This is a genomic window from Skermanella sp. TT6 (assembly GCF_016653635.2).
In the GTDB taxonomy this organism is placed as follows: domain Bacteria; phylum Pseudomonadota; class Alphaproteobacteria; order Azospirillales; family Azospirillaceae; genus Skermanella; species Skermanella cutis.
On sequence record NZ_CP067421.1, the window covers coordinates 511,583 to 531,675 of the forward strand.

A 20,093-nucleotide genomic window follows, 5' to 3' on the forward strand; every position below is an offset into this window, starting at 1 on the left:
GGACCTCGCCCCGTCTCTCATTTCCAGGCGTTCGTCCCGGCGGCGTCGCCGGCCGGCGCCGGCTCCTCGTCGGGACTGGGCAGGCCGCCGCGCTCGAGCAGGAACTCGAAGGCCAGGCGCGCCTGCCGGGTGGCGGTGAACAGGGCGCGGCTGTCCGACCTCAGGTGGGCCAGCCAGTGGCTGATGTACTCGGGGTGCCGGAGCCGGCCGGCCACCCCGAAATAGGCGCACAGGATCGCGGCGCCGAACTCGGCGCACAGCTCCTCGCGGGCTAGGGCCCGCAGTTCGGGGGCGGCCAGGTCGGGCCGGCCGAGGCGGGCGGGGTGGCCGCTCCAGTGGACGATCTCGTGCAGCAGGGTGGCGTCGTAGTGCTCCGGCCCCTCGGCGCCGGACCGCTCGACGAAGCGGGAGAGGAACGGCATCCTGACCTGGTCGCTGGCCGGGTGGTACCAGGCCTCGTCGCCGCCGTGGCTGAGGTTGACCCCGGCGGTGACGACGAAGTCCCGGATGCGCCGGCGAGTGGTCTCGCCGTGGTCGGCGGGCAGGCCGGCGTAGAGCCGGTCGGGCAGGCCGGTGATCTGGTCCACGTTGAAGACCCGGAAGGCCTTGGCGTAGGGCACCGTCTCGGTGTCGCGGATGTGGCCGTCGCGGTCGACCCAGGGTGCGACCTTCTTCTCGAAGGTGCCGTAGCGGATGCCGACGCAGTCGCGCCGGCCCTTCGGCCGCGCCAGGGTCTCCTCGGACAGCCGGCCGCCGAGCCTCCGCATCTGGTTGAAGGTCAGCCAGCGGTGGCTGGCGTAGCCGTGGCGCCGCGCCTCGAGCCAGAACAGGAGGGTGTTGGTGCCGGTGTAGGCCTTGCCGGTGAAGCCATTGACCGGCAGGCGGGACGCCCCGGCCTTGTGCCATGGGCAGCGCCAGTCGGCCGGGTCGACCGCTTCGAGCTGGGCGATGATGCGGTCGGTGACCTGCCGCGCGAGGTCGAAGCGGCCCGCCGGGCGGCACCCGTCGGAACCGCGTGAGGGATCGTCACCCGAAGGGCCAAGACCCCGTCCAGGGGGCTTGGGGAGCGCAGCGAGTAGAGCCCGACCCCCGCAGGGGGGCACGCCCGGAGAGCCGGGCTCGCCGGCCCGGGGGCTGTCCGGGGGGCAGGTCGTGTCGGGATCGTCCTGGAGAGTGCTCATGGTGTCTCCTGTTTCGGCATCGCCGCCGGACCGCCGCTGGCCGGCGGGGCGGGTTTTTCCGGGAGGGCCGGGCACCGGTGCGGGCGCCCGGCCGGGTTGGCTTCGGCGATCGCGGCCGGTCCCCCGCCGCCGTGCGGGGCAGGCCGGGGCGGTCAGGCCCCCGCGGCCCGGCGCCGGCGGCCGGCGGCGACCCGGTCCGGGACCGCCGTCTCCTCGTCGAGGATCTCGCCGGTATCGGGGTCGTGGCCGATCCCGTCGGCGGTCGCGGCGTCGTCGCCGGGCGGATCGTTGGCGGCGTGCGCCGGATCGGTCGCGGGCCGCAGGAACAGCCGCATGTTGCCGGCGGGATCGGCGATGTAGAGGTCGTAGCCGTGGGTGTCGCGGCTGACATGGGCGACGCCGCACGCCCGGGTGTGGTAGCTGCCGTCGGAGCGGATGCGGCCGGTCGGGTAGAGCACCTTGAAGGGGGCCGGGCCCTGGGGCTGGCTGTCGCGGTCGAGGTTGGGGACCAGGAACAGCGGACGGGAGCCGAACAGGCTGTCGAGCTGGACGTTGAAGCCGGTGCCGGCGCGGTTGGGCCAGGCGGCGCCGGTCTCGATGACGCGCTTGCCGGTGTTGAAGAACAGGCGGAAGGCGGGAGCGTTGAAGGTGGTCATGGCGTCGATCTCCTGGGTGCCGGGCCGACGGTCCGGCCGCGGGGTGGCGGGATGTCCTGCCGTCGTTTCGCGAGGACACCCGGCTCCTCTTTTCCCGTGTGCCGGCGCGCGGGCGGGAGGCAGGGAGCGGCGGTGGCGACGGGTCTCGGGCCAACGCGACGGGTTCGGGAACGGCGCGGGGAGCGCGGGAGCGCTCCCCGCGCCGCCTCGGCGGCGGCCGGCATCGGGGGACCGGGGAACCGGGGCGTCATCCCGGCTCCCCGGCGGCCCGTGTCAGGCCGGGCGGTGCTTTCGTCCGGACCGTCGGGCGCCGCCCGCCGGCGGGGTCCATTCCGAGGGCAGGTTCCGGAACAGCGGGATGTCGCCGCTGTCGGTGACCTGGACGGTCGCGACGATCCGCCGGTAGGCCTCGCAGGCGGCTTCGAGGCGCCATTCCCAGAAGGCGTGCTGCTTCTCGAGCTTGCGGTAGCGGTCGCGCAGGCGCTCGAGATCGTCCTCGCCGACGTCGCGGCTGCCGACCTCGGCCCGCAGGGCGCGCCCCTCGGCGGCGATGCGGCCCATCTGGTCGGCCGTGGTGTTCAGGTTCGAGTAGGCGTTGAGGCAGGCGCCGTAGACGGTCTGGACCTGGCACCAGGCGAGCGCCCCGTCCCAGTCGGCGAAGCTGGCGTCGGTCAGGAAGGCCCTGACCTGGGCCTCGAAGCGCTCGGCCGCCTCGGCGGGGTCGAGGTCGGTGTACTTCACCAGCGGCGTGATGCGGCGGTGATGCTTCAGGGTCAGCGCCATCGCCTCGCGTTCGCGCCGCAGCCGGTCGCTCAGCGCGGAGCGGCGGATCTCCCCCAGGTCGTGCAGGCTGATGAGGCGGAGGCTCTCGCGGTGGATCTCGCCGGGCGTCATGGGCTGCGGCCGGCCGTCCTGCCAGACGATCCAGAAGGCCGGGGCGGGGAGCGTCCGGGTGGTCGCGTCGGAGCCGGTCGGCCGGTGCATGTAGCCCGGCAGCTCGGGCGCCCGGATGCCCCTCGCGGCGTCATCGTGGGATCCGGCGAGCACGTCGGCCCGGACCTGGCCGGCGGGGGCGTCGGCCGGATAGCGCCTGGCCTCGAGCCAGAGCTTCGACTGGCGGGTGAGTTCCTCGGCGCGCAGCTTGGCCTCCTCGTGCTGCTGGCGGAGTTTGAGGCGGAGCGTGTCGTTCAGCTTGCGCAGGGCTTCGCCGTGGGAGGACAGGGTGAGCTTCAGCGGAGTGTGCGTCTGCGTCATGGGTCGGACTCCGGGTTCGGCTGTTGTTGACCGGTCGCGCGGGTTCCCTCTTTTTCCCGTCCTGCCGTCGGCGGGGGGGATCTGGCGCGCGCCGTCGTCGCGGGGCGCGCCGCCGCGCCTCTGTCGACCCGCCTTGGGCGAACGAGGGGGAGGGCGGTCAAGGGGAGCGCAGCTCCGGCCGGAGGCCGCAAGCCACGCGCAGGGCGGCGGCGCTGCGTGAGCCGCGAGGCGGCCGGAGGGAGGCGGGGAGCGGGAGGTTTTCGGGGTCCGCCTTGCGGATCGCGCGGTGCCGCCGCCCGAGCATGGCGCCGCCCTTGACGGCCCAGGGGGACCCCTCGGTTATGATGCCGGCGTCGAGAGAGCGGTTCGGAGCGAGTGCGCGGGACGGTCATGCGTCCGGACGCGGGGCTTGGCGGATCCGGCGGAGCCGGGCCGCCAGCCCTGCGGCCGGCGCTGGCCGTCCTGCAAGCGAGCGCGGTCGCCAGGAGGCGCCTGCCGGCCGATGGCGAAGCCGAGGCGGGACGGCCCGCCGCCGCGGCTCAAGGCCGTAACACGGCGGTGGAGCGCGGCCGTCCAGGCCGCGCGACCCGGGCCGGGTAGGCCGCCGTCGGGGCCTGACCGGCGTGAGGGATCGTCACCCGGAGGGCCGTGACGCGCTCGCGCGGCACGGGGAGCGCAGCGAGTAGAGCCTGGCCCCGACCGTTGGGAGGGGACACGCCCGGAGGTGTCGGCGCGCGGCGAGGCGAAGCCTTCGGCAAACCCGGTGCGGTTCACAAACCAAGGACGTTGCCATGGCGGCGTGACTCAAGCCAGATGGCCTCCGATACATCCGGCCCGGTTCATTGTGTGAGTTTTCCGCGCGGTTGTTGAGCCCGTTGTGCTGGCGGTGCTCAACGCCCAGCATGATCTCCTTCTTCGCCGCCGCATAAGATTGTAGCTTGTCCGTCACCATGACGCGGGGAGCCCGGCACTGCCGCTTCAGCAGCTTGCGCAGCAGCCGCTTGGCCGCCTTCTTGTCGCGCCGGCTTTGGACCAGAACATCAAGCACGACGCCGTGCTCATCCACAGCGCGCCACAAATAATGCTTCTCGCCGGCAATCTTGAGAACGACTTCATCCAGGTGCCACTTGTCGCCGGGCCGAGGCAGCCGTCGGCGGATGATATTGGCAAACTCTTGGCCGAACTTCAGCCCCCACTGACGGATCGTTTCGTGGCTGACCTCGATGCCCCGGATCGCCAGCATCTCCTCCACCATGCGCAAGCTCAGTGGAAATCGAAAGTACAGCCAGACCGTGTAGCTGATCGGCTCCGGAAAGAAGCGTTGGCCGACGTAAAAGGAGTAAGCTTCCGCCGAGAGCCGCCTTGATGGTTGGTTGAGGGCGGCTGATGTTTGCGTTGCGCGTCATAGCGCGGACGCAAACGAGTGGTAAACGTTATGGCGTATCAGCGTGTCGAAATCCTCACGGGATCTGAGCGGCGTCGGAACTATACGCCGGCGGAAAAGGTGCGGATCGTGGAAGAGGCGTTCCGCCCCGGCGTGATCGTCAAGGACGTGGCCCGGCGGCTCGGGATCCATGAAAGCCTGCTGTATCGTTGGCGCCGTCTGATGAAGGCGACGTCTCCGACAAGTGGGCTTCCGGCCTTTGTGGCGGTGATGGTAGCGCCGGAGCCGGACAGGGTGGAGCCGTCGGTCTTGCCCTCGACGACGACGTCGCCGGCCATACCGACCGCCGGGGCCGTGGCGGTTGTGGAAGTGATGCTGCCCGATGGGGCGCGGGTGCGTCTCGAGGGAGCGGTCGATCCGGCCCTTGCGGCAGCGGTGCTGGGAGCGCTGGCAACGTCGGGGCGGGCGTCATGATCCCGGTGCCGACCGGGGTGCGTGTCTGGCTGGCTACGGGGCATACTGACATGCGCAAGGGGTGGGCCAGCCTGGCCCTGGTGGTTCAGGAACGCCTCGGGCAGGATCCGCACAGCGGTCAGCTGTTTATCTTCCGGGGCCGCAGAGGTGACCTGGTGAAAGTGATCTGGCATGACAGCCAGGGCAGCTGTCTGTTCGTGAAGAGATTGGAGCGGGGCCGGTTCATCTGGCCGAGCACGGTGGACGGGGCGGTGTCGATCTCGGCCGGGCAGATGGGTTATCTGCTGGAAGGCATCGACTGGCGGAACCCGCAGAAGACCTGGAGGCCGGAAGCTGCCGGATGACTGCGGCAAAGTGAATCGGCAGGCTCGTGGATATCGGGAAACCGGCAGTCTCCCGTGCTGCCTTGGGGTAGACTGGCGCCATGAATGCCGGTTCGCCCCTGGACGAGATCATGGCCCTGCGCGCCGCCCTGGCGCACGCCGAGGCGCGTGCCGACGCCGCGGAAGCCGATGCCGCTCAGGCCAGGGCAAAAGCCTCCAGCGACCAAGCCTTCATCGCCTATCTGAAGCTCGAGATCGAGAAGCTGCGCCGCGACCTCTACGGTGTGCGCTCCGAACGCAAGGCCCGGCTGCTCGACCAGCTGGAACTGCAGCTGGAGGAACTGGAGGCAACGGCGGGCGAGGACGAGCTGGCCGCCGAACAGGTCGCCGCGAAGACCACTGCGGTCGAGGCGTTCTCCCGCAGGAAGCCGGCACGCAAGCCCTTCCCCGGCCATCTGCCGCGTGAGCGCGTCGTTGTTCCTGCCCCCACCGCCTGCCCGTGCTGCGGTTCGGACAAACTGTGCAAGCTGGGCGAGACGATCACCGAGACGCTGGAAAGCATTCCGCGCCAGTGGTAAGGTGATCCAGACGGTGCGGGAACGCTTCTCCTGCCGGGCCTGCGAAACGATCACCCAGCCGCCGGCGCCCTTCCACACCATCCCGCGCGCCTGGGCCGGTCCCAGTCTGCTGGCGATGGTGCTGTTCGAGAAGTTCGGCCAGCACCAGCCGCTGAACCGGCAGTGCGAGCGCTTCGCCCGCGAGGGCGTCGAGATCAGCCTGTCCACCCTGGCCGACCAGGTCGGCACCTGCGCCGCCGTGCTGAAGCCCTTGCTGAGGCTGATCGAGACCCATGTCATGGCGGCCGGGCGTCTGCATGGTGACGATACGACGGTGCCGGTTCTGGCCAAGGGCAAGACCGATACCGGCCGGATCTGGGTTTATGTCCGCGATGACCGGCCGTTCGGCGGACCGGCGCCACCGGCGGCGTTGTTCCACTACTCGCGCGACCGCTGCGGCGAGCATGCCGAACGGCACCTGGCTGGCTTTGCCGGCATCCTCCAGGCCGATGCCTTCGCGGGATACAACAGGCTGTACCGGGCGGATCGCCAGCCGGGTCGGATCGTGGACGTATCCTGTTGGGCCCACGCGCGTCGCAAGTTCTTTGTCCTGGCCGACATCGCGGCCAACGCCCGGCGCGGCAAGGACGCGTCGCCGATCTCGCCGCTGGCGCTGGAGGCGGTCAGGCGGATCGACGCGCTGTTCGACCTCGAGCGGGCGATCAACGGCCACAGCCCGGAGGAGCGGCTGGCGGCGCGTCGGGAGCACAGCGCACCGCTGGCGGCTGAACTGGAAGCATGGATGCGCGCCGAACGCGCCCGCCTGTCGCGGCACAATCCGGTCGCCAAGGCCATGGACTACATGCTCAGGCGCTGGGAAACCTTCACCGTGTTCCTGCATGATGGCCGGGTGTGCCTGACGAACAACGCCGCCGAACGGGCACTGCGCGGTATCGCTCTCGGCCGTAAGTCATGGCTGTTCTGTGGTTCCGATCGGGGCGGCGAGCGGGCGGCCGTCATGTACAGCCTGATCGTCACGGCCAAGATGAACGACGTTGATCCCCAAGCCTGGCTCGCCGATGTCCTCGCCCGGATCGCCGACCTCCCTCAAAAGTGCCTCCACGAGCTGCTGCCGTGGAACTGGAAGGCGGACCAGGAGCGAAAAAAGGTCGCCTGACCGCGGCGCTCGCCGGATGCTTACGATGCGGTGGGGCTGGAGCCGATGCGCCTCCCAGATCCGCTGGATCGTGCGCAGGCTCAGACCGACCGCCTCGGCCATCGCCCGCCCGGTCCAGTGGGTCGCCGTTCCGGGCGGTTCCGCGCAGGTCAGGGCGACGATCCGCCGAACCGTCTCCTCCGGGACCGGAGCCTTGCCCGGCTTGCGGCTGGGTTCGCGCAGCAGCACGTCCACGCCCTTCTCGGCGAAGCGACGCTGCCAGCGCCAAACCGAGGGGCGGCTTACCCCGGTCTGCCAGGCGATTTCCAGGACCGGCAGTCGATCCGCCGACAGAAGCACGATACGGGCCCGCTGCGTGTGTTTGAGCGGGCGGCTGCGGTCCCCGATGACGGCGGCCAACCGCGCGCGGTCCTCAGGGCTGACGATGACGCTGACTGTCTGGGCCATGACCCCAGACTCGCACAATGCCGCCCTTGTGTGAATCCCTTGTCGGCGTCAATGCACTAGCTAGCCGCCAACTTGACGATGCCGGCGTGGGCGATCCTCGCAGTCTTGTTGTATCGAGTTCTGGAATCAGCCACAGTTGGGAGTATCGTGATAGCTTGCCATAGCTATTGTCATAGGCAAACACTGGCTTTCCCATAAGCGTCCCAATGATCATCGCATGAAGACGGTCGGTCGTGATCGATTTGTACCGTCCCACGATCCCGACGATTTGGTGGAGCAAGCGATTTCGGAAGTTGATCCATGCGGCGTCGAGCCCAATAGAGGAGGGAATGGCTTTGCCACCAATCCTTTGCAAATTGCGGAGCGTCCGTGCTTCCAGACGCTCCAGGATCGAAATCAGATCGATCCAGTCCAGGCCTCCTCGGTTGGCGACCGATTCGTGATCATTGCGCATGAGAACCAGTTCTTCGCCAGAAGATGGTACACCTTGATCCAAGCTCGCCCACAAGGCATGAGCCATGTCAGGAGCCAATAGGCATTCGGCGTTGTCAAATGTGCGTGAGGCCGCTTCGAAACTCTCATTGTCTCTTAGGAACATGGTGAGATTGCGGTGCTGACCTATCGTCTTCCTGGCGGCTTCAAGTGCAGCCGGTGAAGAAAAATGCATGCTCTGTGGCATCATGATGACTTGCCGCCGCCCCGCGTCAACAAGTACCTGTTCGCGGAATGCCTGAAAATCCGGCCAGACGTCGCCGAAATTTCCGCCGCCATGTAAAACGATGACAGCATCCTCCGGTAGACGGCGCCGATGGGTACGCCAAGTATAAGCGCTTGCCTGGAATTTAAATCGAATACCCGCTTTGCTGCAGGCCACATCAGTCCCATGATGGATGAGAAGATCGCCAATGTTCAGGTGAACAGGATAATCGACGAAGACGATTGGCCTATCCCTAGGGATTCGAGCCACGGTCGCCGCGGTCATATCGGCCAAAGCGGCCATGGTCTCGGGACCCGGGTCGATTCTCATCAAGGTAGGAACTCCATATGGGCGATACGATGTTGAAAGCTCGAAGCGAAATGAAGCCAACCAGAGGATTTGGGACGCTCATGAATAACCTGAGTAGATGTAGGGTTGGCTACCCGCGTTCTTGACATCGTTCAGCAGCAGGCCCACCTCGGCTCCCGTGCTCTTCAATCGATCTACCGCCACTTTTATTTGCGCGCGTGGCGTCTTGCCCGCACGCATGACGAAAATCACGCCATCCGCTTGAGGGGCGATGTTCAAGGCGTCGCAGACCCTCATGATTGGGGGCGTATCGATCAGGATGACATCGTAATGCCGCATCATGAGGTGGATTAGCTTTGCGAAGGATCCGGATGTCAGGCTCGCGGGAGCTTGATTGATGGTCGCCTGATCAAATTCGATGACATGCACCGAGCTGGCGCTATCGACCTTGAGAATGGCCCCAAATTCCTCGAAATGCGTATCCCCCACGAGATTGGCGCGCATTGTCGAGGAAAGGGTCTGACGCCGCAGGTCGCCATCGATCACAAGCACCGTCCGTTTGTCGGCCGCGCAGGCCCGTGCCAGGGCGACCGTGACGGTTGTCTTGCCATCACCGGGTAAGGCGGAGCAGATCGCGAGCAACATGGCTCTTTTGTATCTGAGATTGGATTGGACCGCCGTTACGATGCCTCGTGCGCTCTCGATTTCAGTGCCGGTGGCCCCGGTGTCGAGGAAGTCCCGGTCCTTTCCTCCGCGTCTTTTGAGGCGCATGCGAGGCAAGGCGCCCAGCCCCCGACAGGAGAGATCGCTCGCTGCCCGCGTGAGGTCGGTGTAGCCGAGCATCGTGAGCGCCAATCCCAAGACGATCGCCAAGCCTGAGCCGCCGCCGACCATGCCACCCAAGGCCGCGAAGATCACCGTTCCCGGCCCATTGGGGAATAACGGAGTGGCGGCGTGGCTGACGATCCGCGCGTCGGGACGACCCAATTCGGAAGCGGATTCGCGCCGTTGCAAGCTGTCGAGGAAGCTTTGCAGAACCAGCCTTCGGGTTTCCACCTCGCGCAGCAGGCGTTCCATCTCCAGCTCAGCCAATCCCTGGTTATTGTTCTGCTTGCTAATTTTCTTGAATTCGGCCTCCAGGGCGGCGACACGAGAACTGGCGATTGTGGATTGGGCACGGAGACCATCCATGACCCGCTTGACCTCCGCCTCCACTTCGGCGATCAGGGTCTGGTATTCCTTTTGAACAGCCTGCACGGCGGGGTGCCGGTCACCAAGGTTAGTGCGGATATCGGAAAGCCGGCCGTTGACGTCAGCCACCCGAAGCCTGAGCTCCCGAACCGCGGCGTTGTCGATGGACTCGGCGGCGGCGACGATGCCGGATCGGTCGAGTGCCGCCTTCGCCTCCTGCCATTTGGCCTGCGCGACCGCGAGATCGGCTCTCGCCTTGATCAATTCGGAATTCATCTCCGCGATTTGCTGACCATAAACAGGGCCGTTTCGACTGGTCACCAAGCCGTTGTCGGTACGGAAGGTCTGTACAGCCTGTTCCGCGCTCGCGACTTCCTGGCGCATACGGTCGATCCGCTCCTCCAGCCAGCGGGAGCTTTCGCGACTGAAGGTCACCTTCTGATTAAGCTGGGCGCCAAGATAGGTCTTCATCAAGCTGTTCAGAATGATGGCTGACTTCTTTGGATCAGGGCTTTCGAACGCGAGACCAATGGCGTTGGAGCGCTCCGTCGACCAAACCTCCAGATGGGAACGGACCGCCTCGCCGACGCTCAGGCGAATCTGTTCTGGATCGGCGGGTGCCTCAGCCTTGCCCATGATGGTGAGACGCGCGTCCGCCACCAATTTTCCAAGGAAAGTCGGGTCACGTAGGCTTGCGTTGAAGTCGGGATCATTGACCAACTGCAGTTGGTCCACCACCAGGAGCGCCAGGTCCCGCCCTCGAAGAACCTCAGTTTCGGCGCGGACCCATGCCTCCTCAACTCGGTTCGGCGAAATCTCCGCCAAGGGAACCGCGCTGGCATCGGTTGGCTGAAGGACGATCAGGCCATCGGCCCGCCAAGCCGGCTGCCTGTTCTGTGCCAAGGCCACGCCTCCGATGACACCAACCAGACCGATCGCCAGAACGATCCATTTCCGTTTCCAGACCAAGGCCAGTAGTTCGGTGACATTCAATGTTCCATCAGCGCGCAGCATGTCGAGCCTTCAGCATTTCGGGCGGGAAAACGGGAGTTCCATCTACTTTTCAAGCGGCAACGTGAAGCAACTTATAGGTGTGAAAGGCATTGTCCCAGACCTTGCGCATGCCGGCGTAGACTTGGTCAGGGGTAATTTCCATGCCGCGCGCCCTGCAATCCGCGCTCATGACGGCCAAGCGGTCGACGTCCATCGCTTCGATCATCGCCTCGCTCAATCGATCACTGTCGTCGGGTGGAACCAGCCAGCCTGTCCGGCCTTGGTCGATCAAATCCAAACTGCCGCCCTGGTTCGTCGCGATGACGGGCCTTCCGTGCTGGAATGCCTCCAGCGTGACGCGGCCGAACGGTTCCGACCACAAAGATGGCACCACGAGAATATGGCAGCGGGCGAAAAGCTCCGCTGGGGGCAATTGGCCAAGGAACTCCACCGGCCGGCCGGTGGCGAGATCACCTAGCTTGGCCATGTATTCGGCATCGCCCGATCCGGCGATCAGCACCCGCGCACCCGCCGGCAGCCGAGCCGATGCCGCGATCAAGGTCTCAACTCCCTTGACCAATTCGATGCGGCCGAGGAAGCCGAAGGTCACGGGTGTCGACGGCAGGGGAGGGGGCACCGGTGGAGGAGCCACCGGCGAATGGATGACGGTCACATCCGAGTGCTTGAACAGCCCAGCCTGCTTCAGTTTGCTCGCGAGGTCAGTCCCGACGGCGACCGCCCCATGGGCTTTTGCCGTGTGCCGGACGCGAGGACCTAGAAACACGCCACACGATCCGCAAGCGGACTGACAAACCGCGCCTTTGTGGTACATCGTCGCGCGGGGACAGATCAGGTACGGATCGTGGCATACGACGACACTAGGAGCCCGCCGAGCCGCCACGGAGATCACTCGTGGAGAGAAGCCTTTGAGATTGTGCAGCGAGATCAGGTCTGGCCGAATGCGGTCGAGCAAGGTCGCCACACGCTTCGCCATTACCGGATTGTCGGAGTCGAGCGCCGTGAAAATGGGTTTGAGGAGCTTGGGTGGACCCCCGAAACGCCACGGCCAGCAGACATTCCATAGCGGCAGGAAATGAACGATCAGCCGGTCACGTTGCTCCCTGTGATAACCGCCATCGGGACAAAGCGTGATCAACTCCACCTCGCCTCCCGCGTCGAGGTGGGCGCGCGCGATCGTCGCCACCGACCGTTCAGCCCCACCATTGGCATAAGGCGGGAACTGGCCATGGATCATGGCGAGTTTCATGAGCGCGCCCCCGAACTCTCACCGTCCCAGGCGTGTGTCGCCACCGCCTCCTTCGATGCGAGGATTTGACGACTCAGGATCACGTGTCTATTGACGTAGCCGCGGGCGGATAGATCGAGCGTACGCACCCGTTCCGAGGCCCGCGCTACCAGGCCATTGGCCAACGCTGGTGAGTTGGACAGTTCCCTCACCGCGACGCGCAGCGCATCGGGGTCGCCGGGTGGTACGTAAAAGGCAGATCCAGCGGGGAAGTAGTCCTCCAAGCCACCAGTGTCCGAAGCGATCATCGGGGTCCCCGCGAGCGCCGCCTCGATCATCACCGTGATGCCGGAAGCGTGGTTGTTCCGGCGAAGGGGGACTACGACCACGTCGGCCGTTTGATAGGCGTTGATCACTCCCGCGGCGTCCGCGCGGGAGACGAAGATGTTGTCGTGGCCAGTCGCCAGCGCCGAGACCAGCTTCACCCGGGGCGTCAGGATATCCACTTGGTAATCCGGTATGCTTCCGAAAGCGCTGATCAGCGTTTCCCAATCGCGATCGACATCATTTCCCACGGCGACCACGCGCAGCGGGTATCGGGCCGTTCGAGCGGCCGCCTCCAAGGTGGGGGGAGGGGCGGGCACGTTCCGGGAGATCCCGTAATGGACGACGGACACGGGGACGCCCGGAACCGCTTGACTGGCGATCCGGGCATTGACCGGTGACAAAGTCGTCAGGAGATCGGCGTGTCTCATGATATAGCGATACAGCGCGCGCCGCCAGCCTGGCAGATCGTTCCAGAGATCCCACAACCAAACGCTTTGCGCTATGATTTTGGGTTGGGTCTTCCTGCCGAACGCGCGCATGAACAGGATCGCGAGATGTTCGCGTTCCGTATGCGTCCATATCACATCGGCGTTCATCATCCGCGCACTGTTGCGCCAAGCGTGGATCAGATCGAAGCCGAGAAGCCGAGTACCGATACGGCGGACGAGGGAGGACGCCCCGCTTTCCTCTGGGTGTACCGAGAAGGAAACGGCGCAGCCCTGATCCTCCGCGAGATGGTAAGCATAAGGCGTCCGCTCGGGATGCTTGCCCGACAAATAGTTCTCTTGCCAATGAGCTAACCCCTTTTCCAAGTTGCCTCTCAAGGATTGACTAACCGGAAGATGTACGAATATCTTGATCAAATCCATCTGGACTATTCCCCATTTGCCATATTCGCAATGGACATCTGATGCACTTTCAAAGCTCAAATGGTATCGTGTTGTTCGCATCTGCAAAATCAAAAAACGCATTGTCGGCAGGTTTTGGAAATATGAATCGGATTACCTCAAACGTAACTGGAGGCGGGAAAAAGATGATGCCGCTCCATCTATGCGTCATCATCTGTACAGTGACCAATCCATTCGCCTTGCGCTTTGGTAATTCCGAGCTCGCGATAGCACTGCCACTGGCTCTATTGGTGCTGGGCGGATCCGTCCTTATTGGGAACGCGCGGATAGACGCCGCCCGCCTCACGGCATGGGCGCTTGTCGTCGCCTTGATCGCATTGCTGACGGCGTTCGCGAGTCACAATCCGACCCTGACTTCATTAGGGCTTTTGTCGGTCACCTACTTTCTGCTGACTTTTTCCATTCCCTGCACGCCGGAGGAACGCACTGGCTTGCTGGAGTTCATCCAGAAGACCTTGCTGGTGATCGCCGTCGTCGGTATTTGTCAATTTATCCTGCAGTTCGCGTTTCGGACACCCGCGTTCTTCTCGCTCCATGGCTTCGTTCCCGAAGCCCTTCTGAAGACCGGCGTCAACACGGTTATCCCACTGTCCTACGGGGCATCGATTTTCAAAAGCAACGCTTGGGTTTTCGCGGAGCCATCGGGATTGTCCCAGGCGATGGGGTTGGCGATCGCCGTCGACTTGCTGGTACTCGGCATCCGTCGGCGAACGGCCGTATTCGGTCTATGCCAGCTGCTGACATATTCCGGAACGGGGATGATCATGACCGTTTGCGCCTTGTTGCTGGCGTTCTGGGTCAAGGGAAACTGGCGGGTGCTGGCGGCACTCGCCATTGGTGCCTGCCTGTTGCTGCCCTTCACGGACGCCCTCAACATCGGTGCCATAACTCGGCGGTTGAACGAATTCAACACGACGGAGTCAAGCGCTTTCGCCCGCTTTATCAGCCCCATGTGGATCGTTTCCGAGTACAGCTTGCCGCATCCAGATCGATTCTTGATCGGCTATGGAGCCGGCAGCGTCAGCGACATACTCGCGAAGTTGCATTACGAGGGCTTCGATCCGACTTGGGCCAAGGCCTTCCTGGAATATGGCTTGATTGGATCCGTCGCCATTCTTGGTTACACGCTTTTTCCCATACTGGTGGGAGGTCGCTTTCCAGCGCTTGGCGTGGTGCACACCGTACAATTCCTATTCCTCGGTGGGTTCCTGCTAAGCCCACAGACCGTCCTGATGATCGGCGTGATCCATATCCTTCCAAGGAGGAATGGAGATCCCGCCGCCCAGCGTGAAAAAAAACGTCATCCAAGTCGCGGCCGACCCGCCGGCGGTGTCGCCGGCCGACCGGCCGCGAGCGCGGTCGGCGAGATGACGACGGGATGGCCGGAAGCCTAGCCGATCAAGCTCCAAGGGGTTTCGCCTTGGTGAACCAGGGCAGCACCACTTTGATCATCAGGGCGAAACGGCGCATTAGCATTTCCCGGTCGATCAGCAGAAGCACCGGAAAATAGACCAGAAGGCCGATCGAAGCCTTGGCGACCGCGGCGCCCGTTCCCTCCCAAGGAACCGACACCATGGCCATGCCCATCAGTGACGCGGCGATTGCCGGCGCAACGATGCGCCGGCCCAGCGATGTCAATGTGCAACCAGTCAAGTGGGACACGATCAGCAATCGAACCGGCACCATCAGCGCGGCCCCGGCGGCCAGCGAAATCGGTCCGCTGAGGGGCCCGAGCAACGGCGCGGTGGCCATGAGTGTCGCGATGACGATGACGAATTCCCCGCTGGTCGCGACCACGCGCCATATCGGCTTACCGGTGGCGGACGCCACCGAGTTGACGAACACCGACCACGCGGTGAAGGCCGTCGAGAGGGCGAGGACGCGCAGGTATGGCACACTGTCGATCCACTGGACGCCAACGACCAAGCCAATGATATCGGGAGCCAGCACCGCGAAGGTCACGAACAGCGGCATCGCGAAGAAAGCCGCGAAACCAGCGCTTTCCGCGAAGTTCTCGCCTAGCTTGGCGCCATTGCCGGCATGGCGGGACAGCACGCTCACGGAAACCGCCGACACCGCGGTGAAGGCGACCGATCTTGGGGTCTCGACCATCCTCTGCGCCAAGTTGACGAAGCCCAGCGTCGACGGTCCAAACAACGACCCGAGCGCCAATTGGGTGATCCTGCTACCTCCCATGGCGGAGAATTCCCCGATGGTCCATACGGCGGAAAACTTGAGCAGACCGCGCGCGGTTCGACCGGCGAACCTCCAGCTTGGCCGATGCCCACCGAAACGAAGGATGACGATCGCCGCCACGGCCTCGCCGATGATTTGCTGGGCGACAAGAGCCCAGGCTCCATATCCCAGATACGCTATGATCACGCCAGCCAAACCGCCGAACAGCCGGCCGCTCAAGCTGCGGATCGCGATCTGGCGGAAGCGCATCGTCCGTGCGAGCCGAGCCCTTGGAACGATGACTAGTCCCTTCAGCAACAACACGGTGGCGAAGGCGATGGTCGGTGCGCTGGCGCCATGGAACTCGAACGCTTCCGCCAGCAGGGGACCGCCGATCGCCAGGATCAGCGCGGAGCCTATTCCCGCCAAGATGCTCAACCAGAAGCCCGTGTCCAGGACCTCGCGTGTCAGATGCTTGTGCTGGACCAGCGGTTCGTAAAGACTGAATGGCAACAACGATAGCAACTGCATCAACATGAAGCCGAAGCTCGCTATGCCGAATTCCGCCGGCCCTAGGCTGCGCGCCATGAAAAGCATGACGAGGAACGACAGTCCGACCATGCCTCCGCTTTCGACAAGCGCCCAGAAGATGGATCGGCCTACCTTTTCAGCTCCTCGCATTCAATACTCCTGACATGGAATGAAGCCGCCTCGGCTCCGCATTTCCGCTGTATGGGTGGTTGAATGACTTCAATAGGCGCCAGAACCGCGGATGACCACCAGGGGCGTCTTGATCAAAATCAGCATGTCCTGCGCTATGGACCAATCCGTCACATAGGCCACGTCGAGATTGACCCGTCTGACATATGTGGTGTCCGAGCGCCCTTGGATCTGCCAGGCGCCGGTTATGCCTGGCCTGCAGCGGATGTAAGCACCGAAGTGGTTTCCGTAGAACGCGATTTCCTTTTCGACGATGGGACGCGGACCGACCATGCTCATGTCGCCTTTGAGCACGTTGATCAGTTGAGGCAACTCATCCAAGCTGGTCTTGCGCAAGATGCGCCCGATCGGTGTTACCCTGGGGTCGTCACGCAGCTTGAAAGTCGCTTCCCATTCCAGTCTCGCATCCGGATTGGCCTGCAGGTGATTTACCAGAACATCGTCGGCGTTTGTCGTCATCGTCCGAAACTTCAGGCAGTCGAAGGACTGGCCCTTGGCGCCGATGCGCTTGTGTCGGAACAAGACTGGACCGCCGTCAGCCCGGGTCAAAAAGTAAATGATCAGACAGGTTGGAGCGAAGATGATGAGTAAGGTCAAAGCGCTGGCAATATCGAATAGGCGTTTGACACGCTGTTCATAGAGCGGTTTGCTCTCATAAAGCGGTGGCACCGTGCCCGTGCCGATCGTACTTTGTTCTATGATCGTGTCATGCATGGTCAAGCCTCCTGATGAAGCCCACGCAATTTGGGCTCAAGATATTGTGGGATGGGATCAAGTCACCTGTTGGCACTTGGCGTGCGGACTGAGGCGGGGGGTGTCCAGATCTGGAACTGGTCACCTGACAACGATCGCCAAATGCCCACGGATATCGCGACGAACGCACGACCGACTTCGAAAATTCGTTTCAGGAGCGAAGGTCTGATCACCCGAAGCAAGGCGAGGACGACCAATCCAGTGACGCAAACCCCCACGGCCGTAGCCAGTCCCCTGGATGAGACCAGCCCCAGCAGGGCGAACAATCCGCCAGCGGCGAGCAGGGGTCCGGTTATCCAGCGCAGAAGCTTGTGCGACACGTATCTGTACGCGATCGCGGGGCCTTGACGCGCGATGCGTGGCCACAGCATGCGGTGGACATTGAAAGCTTGGCAGGAGATCCGTACCTTGCGGCTGAATTCCTCCTTGCCGTCGGTCGACGATTTTTCCCAAGCCCGCACATCAGGCGCTCTCACGACCCTATGGCCGGAACAGAGAACATCCAGGGATACATAGAAATCGTCGATGATATTGTCCGGCACCTCGGGATAAAGCGCGCGCCTCATCGCGAAGATGGAGCCATCGGCGCCGACGACCGATCCGGTGTCGCTCTCGAGGGACTTGATGGTTTCCTCCAGGGACCAATAGGCCGCTCCGACTGAGGCGGTTTCGGATTCATTACCATTCGTGTACTTGAGCGTCCCGCAGACCAGTCCAATTTGGGGATCGCGAAAGTACTTGGCGAGCCGGCGTACGATATCCGAGGACAACATCACGTTGGCGTCGGTGAAAATCAGGATTTCCGAGCTTGTCATGCGTACAAGGGTTTTCATGCCATGGGTCTTTCCAGCCCGGGCTGATCCATGCACCACCGTTATCCTGTCCGCGTACCGATCGAGGATGGCCCTGGTCGCATCTGATGAATAGTCATTATATACTAGTATTTCCAGATTTCTGTTGGGAGATGAGATGGACAGAAGATTATTTAGTTTTTCTTCGATGACGGCAGCCTCGTTGTAAGCGCACATCAATACCGCATACGAACTGGGGGAGCTTTGATTCAATCTGTTTGAATGGATTTTAACCGACCTACGAGATAGATTATTTAACCAATACAACGACAGCGGATATGTGCTGAAAGGATGAAGCGCCAAAAGCACTAAGAGAAATGCTAGGAAAAAAAATAATACTTCCATGATATCCTCGTAGACTGATTGAAAAAATTCCACCATTTGCGAGCGCGCAAGAGCCGTTCTTGAACTCTTTGTTCATGCTTATGAATGATTCTCTCGAATTGTTTGCAGCAGCGATACATTGCTGCAGTGCAGTGCAGTGCGATTGTGGTTGAATTTAGTCAACACATCAAATCATGAAAATGGACTAGTCCCAATTGTGAATAAATGCATTGGAAGCTTATTGAAATTTCGAGAATAAGTTTGGTTTGGAAAAGCCCTTTGGAACGGAAACGCCGCGCATTAAGAGTACCTAACATAACCATCGTTCGACGAAGCGGAAGGTGATGAGGGCTGCGGCGAGGTGATTGAAGGCGGCAAAGATATCGATCCGGCGTTCGTAGCGCACGGAGATCCGCCGGAATCGGGCGAACCATGCCAAGGTGCGTTCGACCTTCCAGCGGTGCCGGCCCAGGCGCTCGGTGCTGTCGATGCCGCGTCGCGGGATCCGGGGAATGATCGGTCTTATGTAGCTGACGCCACCAAGAGCAGCTTGCAAGATACCCTCAGCATGAGGAGCATAACCCCATCTTTTCAAGAGGATACAGGTTATGGCCGAACCGCATGTCGTTGCCGCTTTGAAGGACAACCGGGCCGAGTTGTCCGGCAGCATCGCCGATCTGGAGAAGCGGATTGGCCAGCACCGGGCCGACTTGCTGCATGTTGACGCGGTCTTGCGGCTGTTCGCGCCCGAGATCGAGCCGGCAACGATCCCTCCAAGGGCGGTGCGCCGGCCCAACAGCTGGTTCAAGCCGGGCGAACTGGCCCGGCTGCTCTTCGAGGTGCTGCGAACGGCGCCGGCGGCGCTGTCGGTTCGCGAGATCACCGTGCAGGTCATGGAGCGCCGGGGGCTTGATCCTCAGGACGCCCGAACGACGGAGCTGCTGCGCAAGCTGGTCAGCAACGCCCTGAACCGGCAGGCCGCCGATCTGGTCGAGCGGATCCAGGACGGTGTCCTGGTCAGCTGGCGGGTGCGCGAGTGATCAGGCGGACTGGCGGCTGCGTTGCCAGTAGCCGCAGAAATCGACAGACGGACCGGTGCGGGTGACCAGCACGAGGACGGTGCGCAGTTGCAGGCCGTTGCTGTCGCGCCGGTGATCTTCCTTCCAGGATGCCTCCCGCGCGTACCGAACCAGATAGACACCGGAGGTGCGATGGTGATGACCCATCTCACCCCGGCGAAGTCTTGCGAAATAAGATTCCGCCTGGTTGGTGCAGGCCTCGTCATTGGCGTACTCGACCGAGTGGTTGATCCTCCGGGTATCGAACCGGGCATGCAGCGCGTTCCAGGCCGGAGCCTCGTCGGCATGCACGGTCGAGGCGCGGTCGACCCTGGCCCTGATAAAGCTGGTGGCGGCATCCTCGCTGGCGAACACGGCGGGCAAGGTGCCGCCCAGGCTGGTGCCGGACAGCGCGCGTTCCCGGATCACCACGACGACCTGGCGCCGGCCGCTCCGGTTCTCCGCCAGACGCAAATCCTTGCGGTCGGCCTTCCGGTTCTCGGACCGGACGTATCCGCCGACGTAGCAGCCGTCGACCTCGACGTGCCGTCCGGCGCCGCCGAGCCGCAGGTCCTTGACCTCCGAGGCCATCGCTTCGCGGATCTTGTGGGCGAGCACGAAGGCGGTTTTGTACTGGACATCAAGATCACGCGACAGCGCGAGCGCCGCCTTGCCTTTGACCTCGTCGCAGAAGATCACGACCGCCGCCAGGTAGTCGCGGATCTCCAGCTTGTGGAAGGCGAACAGGGTGCCCGACGTCGGGCTGAAGTCACGCCGGCAGGCCGAGCAGCGGAACCGCGGCGCCCCATTGGGCCGTGGACAGGACCAGCAGGTCGGACAGCCGCAGTGCGGGCAGACCGGCGCTCCCTCGGTCTCCGGCCAGCGGATCGTGCAGAACAGCGTCCAGGCCTCATCCTCCTCCATTCGCAGGATCTGCTTCAGGCTGACGGTCCGCGCGGCGGTGGACAGGAGAAAGTGCTGCGACATAGGCGATCTCCGGGTTCGGCGATCCCCTGAGTCTACAGCGATCGTGCCGCTGCGGAAGCGTATTGTTCACTATATGTTCTTATTTGTCAGCGACTTATCCA

17 protein-coding genes and 2 pseudogenes are annotated in these 20,093 nt (G+C 63.4%); 5 read left to right on the plus strand and 14 right to left on the minus strand.

Features of this window, described 5'->3' with window-relative positions; translation table 11 throughout:
• Positions 1-17 precede the first annotated feature (17 nt).
• From IGS68_RS30195 to IGS68_RS30210, 4 genes are all read right to left on the minus strand, one after another.
• On the minus strand, positions 18-1,181 hold the full coding sequence (locus tag IGS68_RS30195; protein WP_201081877.1) for an ArdC family protein: 1,164 nt from the start codon (positions 1,179-1,181) through the stop codon (positions 18-20).
• Positions 1,182-1,333: 152 nt separating this feature from the next.
• Positions 1,334-1,837, minus strand: a complete 504-nt coding sequence (locus tag IGS68_RS30200; protein WP_201081879.1) for a hypothetical protein — start codon at positions 1,835-1,837, stop codon at positions 1,334-1,336.
• Between the two features lie 273 nt (positions 1,838-2,110).
• Complete coding sequence (locus tag IGS68_RS30205) at positions 2,111-3,091, minus strand: hypothetical protein (protein WP_201081881.1); 981 nt, start codon at positions 3,089-3,091, stop codon at positions 2,111-2,113.
• 634 nt (positions 3,092-3,725) lie between these two features.
• Positions 3,726-4,394, minus strand: coding sequence for an IS6 family transposase (locus IGS68_RS30210; RefSeq protein ID WP_459559363.1), 669 nt, complete (start codon positions 4,392-4,394; stop codon positions 3,726-3,728).
• 132 nt (positions 4,395-4,526) lie between these two features.
• On the opposite strand from IGS68_RS30210, the gene tnpA reads away from it, so the two are divergent.
• The 3 genes from tnpA (at position 4,527) to tnpC (ending at position 7,006) form a co-directional block, all read left to right on the plus strand.
• Complete coding sequence (gene tnpA, locus IGS68_RS30215) at positions 4,527-4,949, plus strand: IS66-like element accessory protein TnpA (protein WP_201081883.1); 423 nt, start codon at positions 4,527-4,529, stop codon at positions 4,947-4,949.
• A complete protein-coding gene (gene tnpB / locus IGS68_RS30220) occupies positions 4,946-5,293 on the plus strand; it encodes an IS66 family insertion sequence element accessory protein TnpB (RefSeq protein ID WP_201081885.1) in 348 nt (115 codons plus the stop codon). Before tnpA ends, tnpB begins: the two co-directional genes overlap by 4 nt.
• An 80-nt stretch (positions 5,294-5,373) precedes the next feature.
• Positions 5,374-7,006, plus strand: a protein-coding gene (gene tnpC / locus IGS68_RS30225; RefSeq protein WP_201081887.1) for an IS66 family transposase whose coding sequence is annotated in 2 segments (ribosomal slippage) — positions 5,374-5,847 and positions 5,849-7,006 — 1,632 coding nt in all. Because the reading frame shifts where the segments join, the coding sequence is not laid out codon by codon here.
• Positions 7,007-7,012: 6 nt separating this feature from the next.
• On the opposite strand, the pseudogene IGS68_RS35795 reads toward tnpC, so the two are convergent.
• The 5 genes and pseudogenes from IGS68_RS35795 to IGS68_RS30245 all read right to left on the minus strand — a co-directional run.
• Positions 7,013-7,453 (minus strand): annotated as a pseudogene (locus IGS68_RS35795) (helix-turn-helix domain-containing protein); the annotation flags it as partial.
• On the minus strand, positions 7,419-8,480 hold the full coding sequence (locus IGS68_RS30230; RefSeq protein WP_247881487.1) for a polysaccharide pyruvyl transferase family protein: 1,062 nt from the start codon (positions 8,478-8,480) through the stop codon (positions 7,419-7,421). The gene IGS68_RS30230 and the pseudogene IGS68_RS35795, both read right to left, overlap by 35 nt.
• A 78-nt stretch (positions 8,481-8,558) precedes the next feature.
• Complete coding sequence (locus IGS68_RS30235) at positions 8,559-10,664, minus strand: GumC family protein (RefSeq protein ID WP_201081891.1); 2,106 nt, start codon at positions 10,662-10,664, stop codon at positions 8,559-8,561.
• Between the two features lie 49 nt (positions 10,665-10,713).
• Positions 10,714-11,910: a glycosyltransferase gene (locus IGS68_RS30240; protein ID WP_201081893.1), complete on the minus strand. Its 1,197-nt coding sequence runs from the start codon at positions 11,908-11,910 to the stop codon at positions 10,714-10,716.
• On the minus strand, positions 11,907-13,085 hold the full coding sequence (locus tag IGS68_RS30245; RefSeq protein ID WP_201081895.1) for a glycosyltransferase family 4 protein: 1,179 nt from the start codon (positions 13,083-13,085) through the stop codon (positions 11,907-11,909). Before IGS68_RS30245 ends, IGS68_RS30240 begins: the two co-directional genes overlap by 4 nt.
• 41 nt (positions 13,086-13,126) lie before the next feature.
• Here IGS68_RS30245 and IGS68_RS30250 point away from each other — a divergent pair, with 41 nt between their 5' ends.
• Positions 13,127-14,518 carry an O-antigen ligase family protein gene (locus IGS68_RS30250; protein ID WP_201081897.1) on the plus strand — a complete coding sequence of 464 codons (1,392 nt, stop codon included), beginning with the start codon at positions 13,127-13,129 and terminating at the stop codon, positions 14,516-14,518.
• Between the two features lie 4 nt (positions 14,519-14,522).
• Here the strand turns inward: IGS68_RS30250 and IGS68_RS30255 are convergent, their stop codons facing one another.
• The 4 genes and pseudogenes from IGS68_RS30255 to IGS68_RS30270 all read right to left on the minus strand — a co-directional run.
• Positions 14,523-15,980, minus strand: coding sequence for an oligosaccharide flippase family protein (locus IGS68_RS30255; RefSeq protein WP_201081899.1), 1,458 nt, complete (start codon positions 15,978-15,980; stop codon positions 14,523-14,525).
• 69 nt (positions 15,981-16,049) lie between these two features.
• Complete coding sequence (locus tag IGS68_RS30260; RefSeq protein ID WP_201081901.1) at positions 16,050-16,733, minus strand: sugar transferase; 684 nt, start codon at positions 16,731-16,733, stop codon at positions 16,050-16,052.
• 62 nt (positions 16,734-16,795) lie between these two features.
• Positions 16,796-17,968 (minus strand): glycosyltransferase family 2 protein, encoded by a 1,173-nt coding sequence (locus IGS68_RS30265; protein WP_201081903.1) that lies wholly within the window; start codon positions 17,966-17,968, stop codon positions 16,796-16,798.
• 289 nt (positions 17,969-18,257) lie between these two features.
• Positions 18,258-18,470, minus strand: a pseudogene (locus tag IGS68_RS30270) (transposase); the annotation flags it as partial.
• 85 nt (positions 18,471-18,555) lie between these two features.
• Here IGS68_RS30270 and IGS68_RS30275 point away from each other — a divergent pair.
• On the plus strand, positions 18,556-18,987 hold the full coding sequence (locus IGS68_RS30275; protein WP_201081904.1) for a hypothetical protein: 432 nt from the start codon (positions 18,556-18,558) through the stop codon (positions 18,985-18,987).
• Here the strand turns inward: IGS68_RS30275 and IGS68_RS30280 are convergent, their stop codons facing one another.
• Positions 18,988-19,992 (minus strand): IS1595 family transposase, encoded by a 1,005-nt coding sequence (locus IGS68_RS30280; RefSeq protein WP_201081906.1) that lies wholly within the window; start codon positions 19,990-19,992, stop codon positions 18,988-18,990. It abuts the gene before it with no gap.
• Between the last annotated feature and the right edge of the window lie 101 nt (positions 19,993-20,093).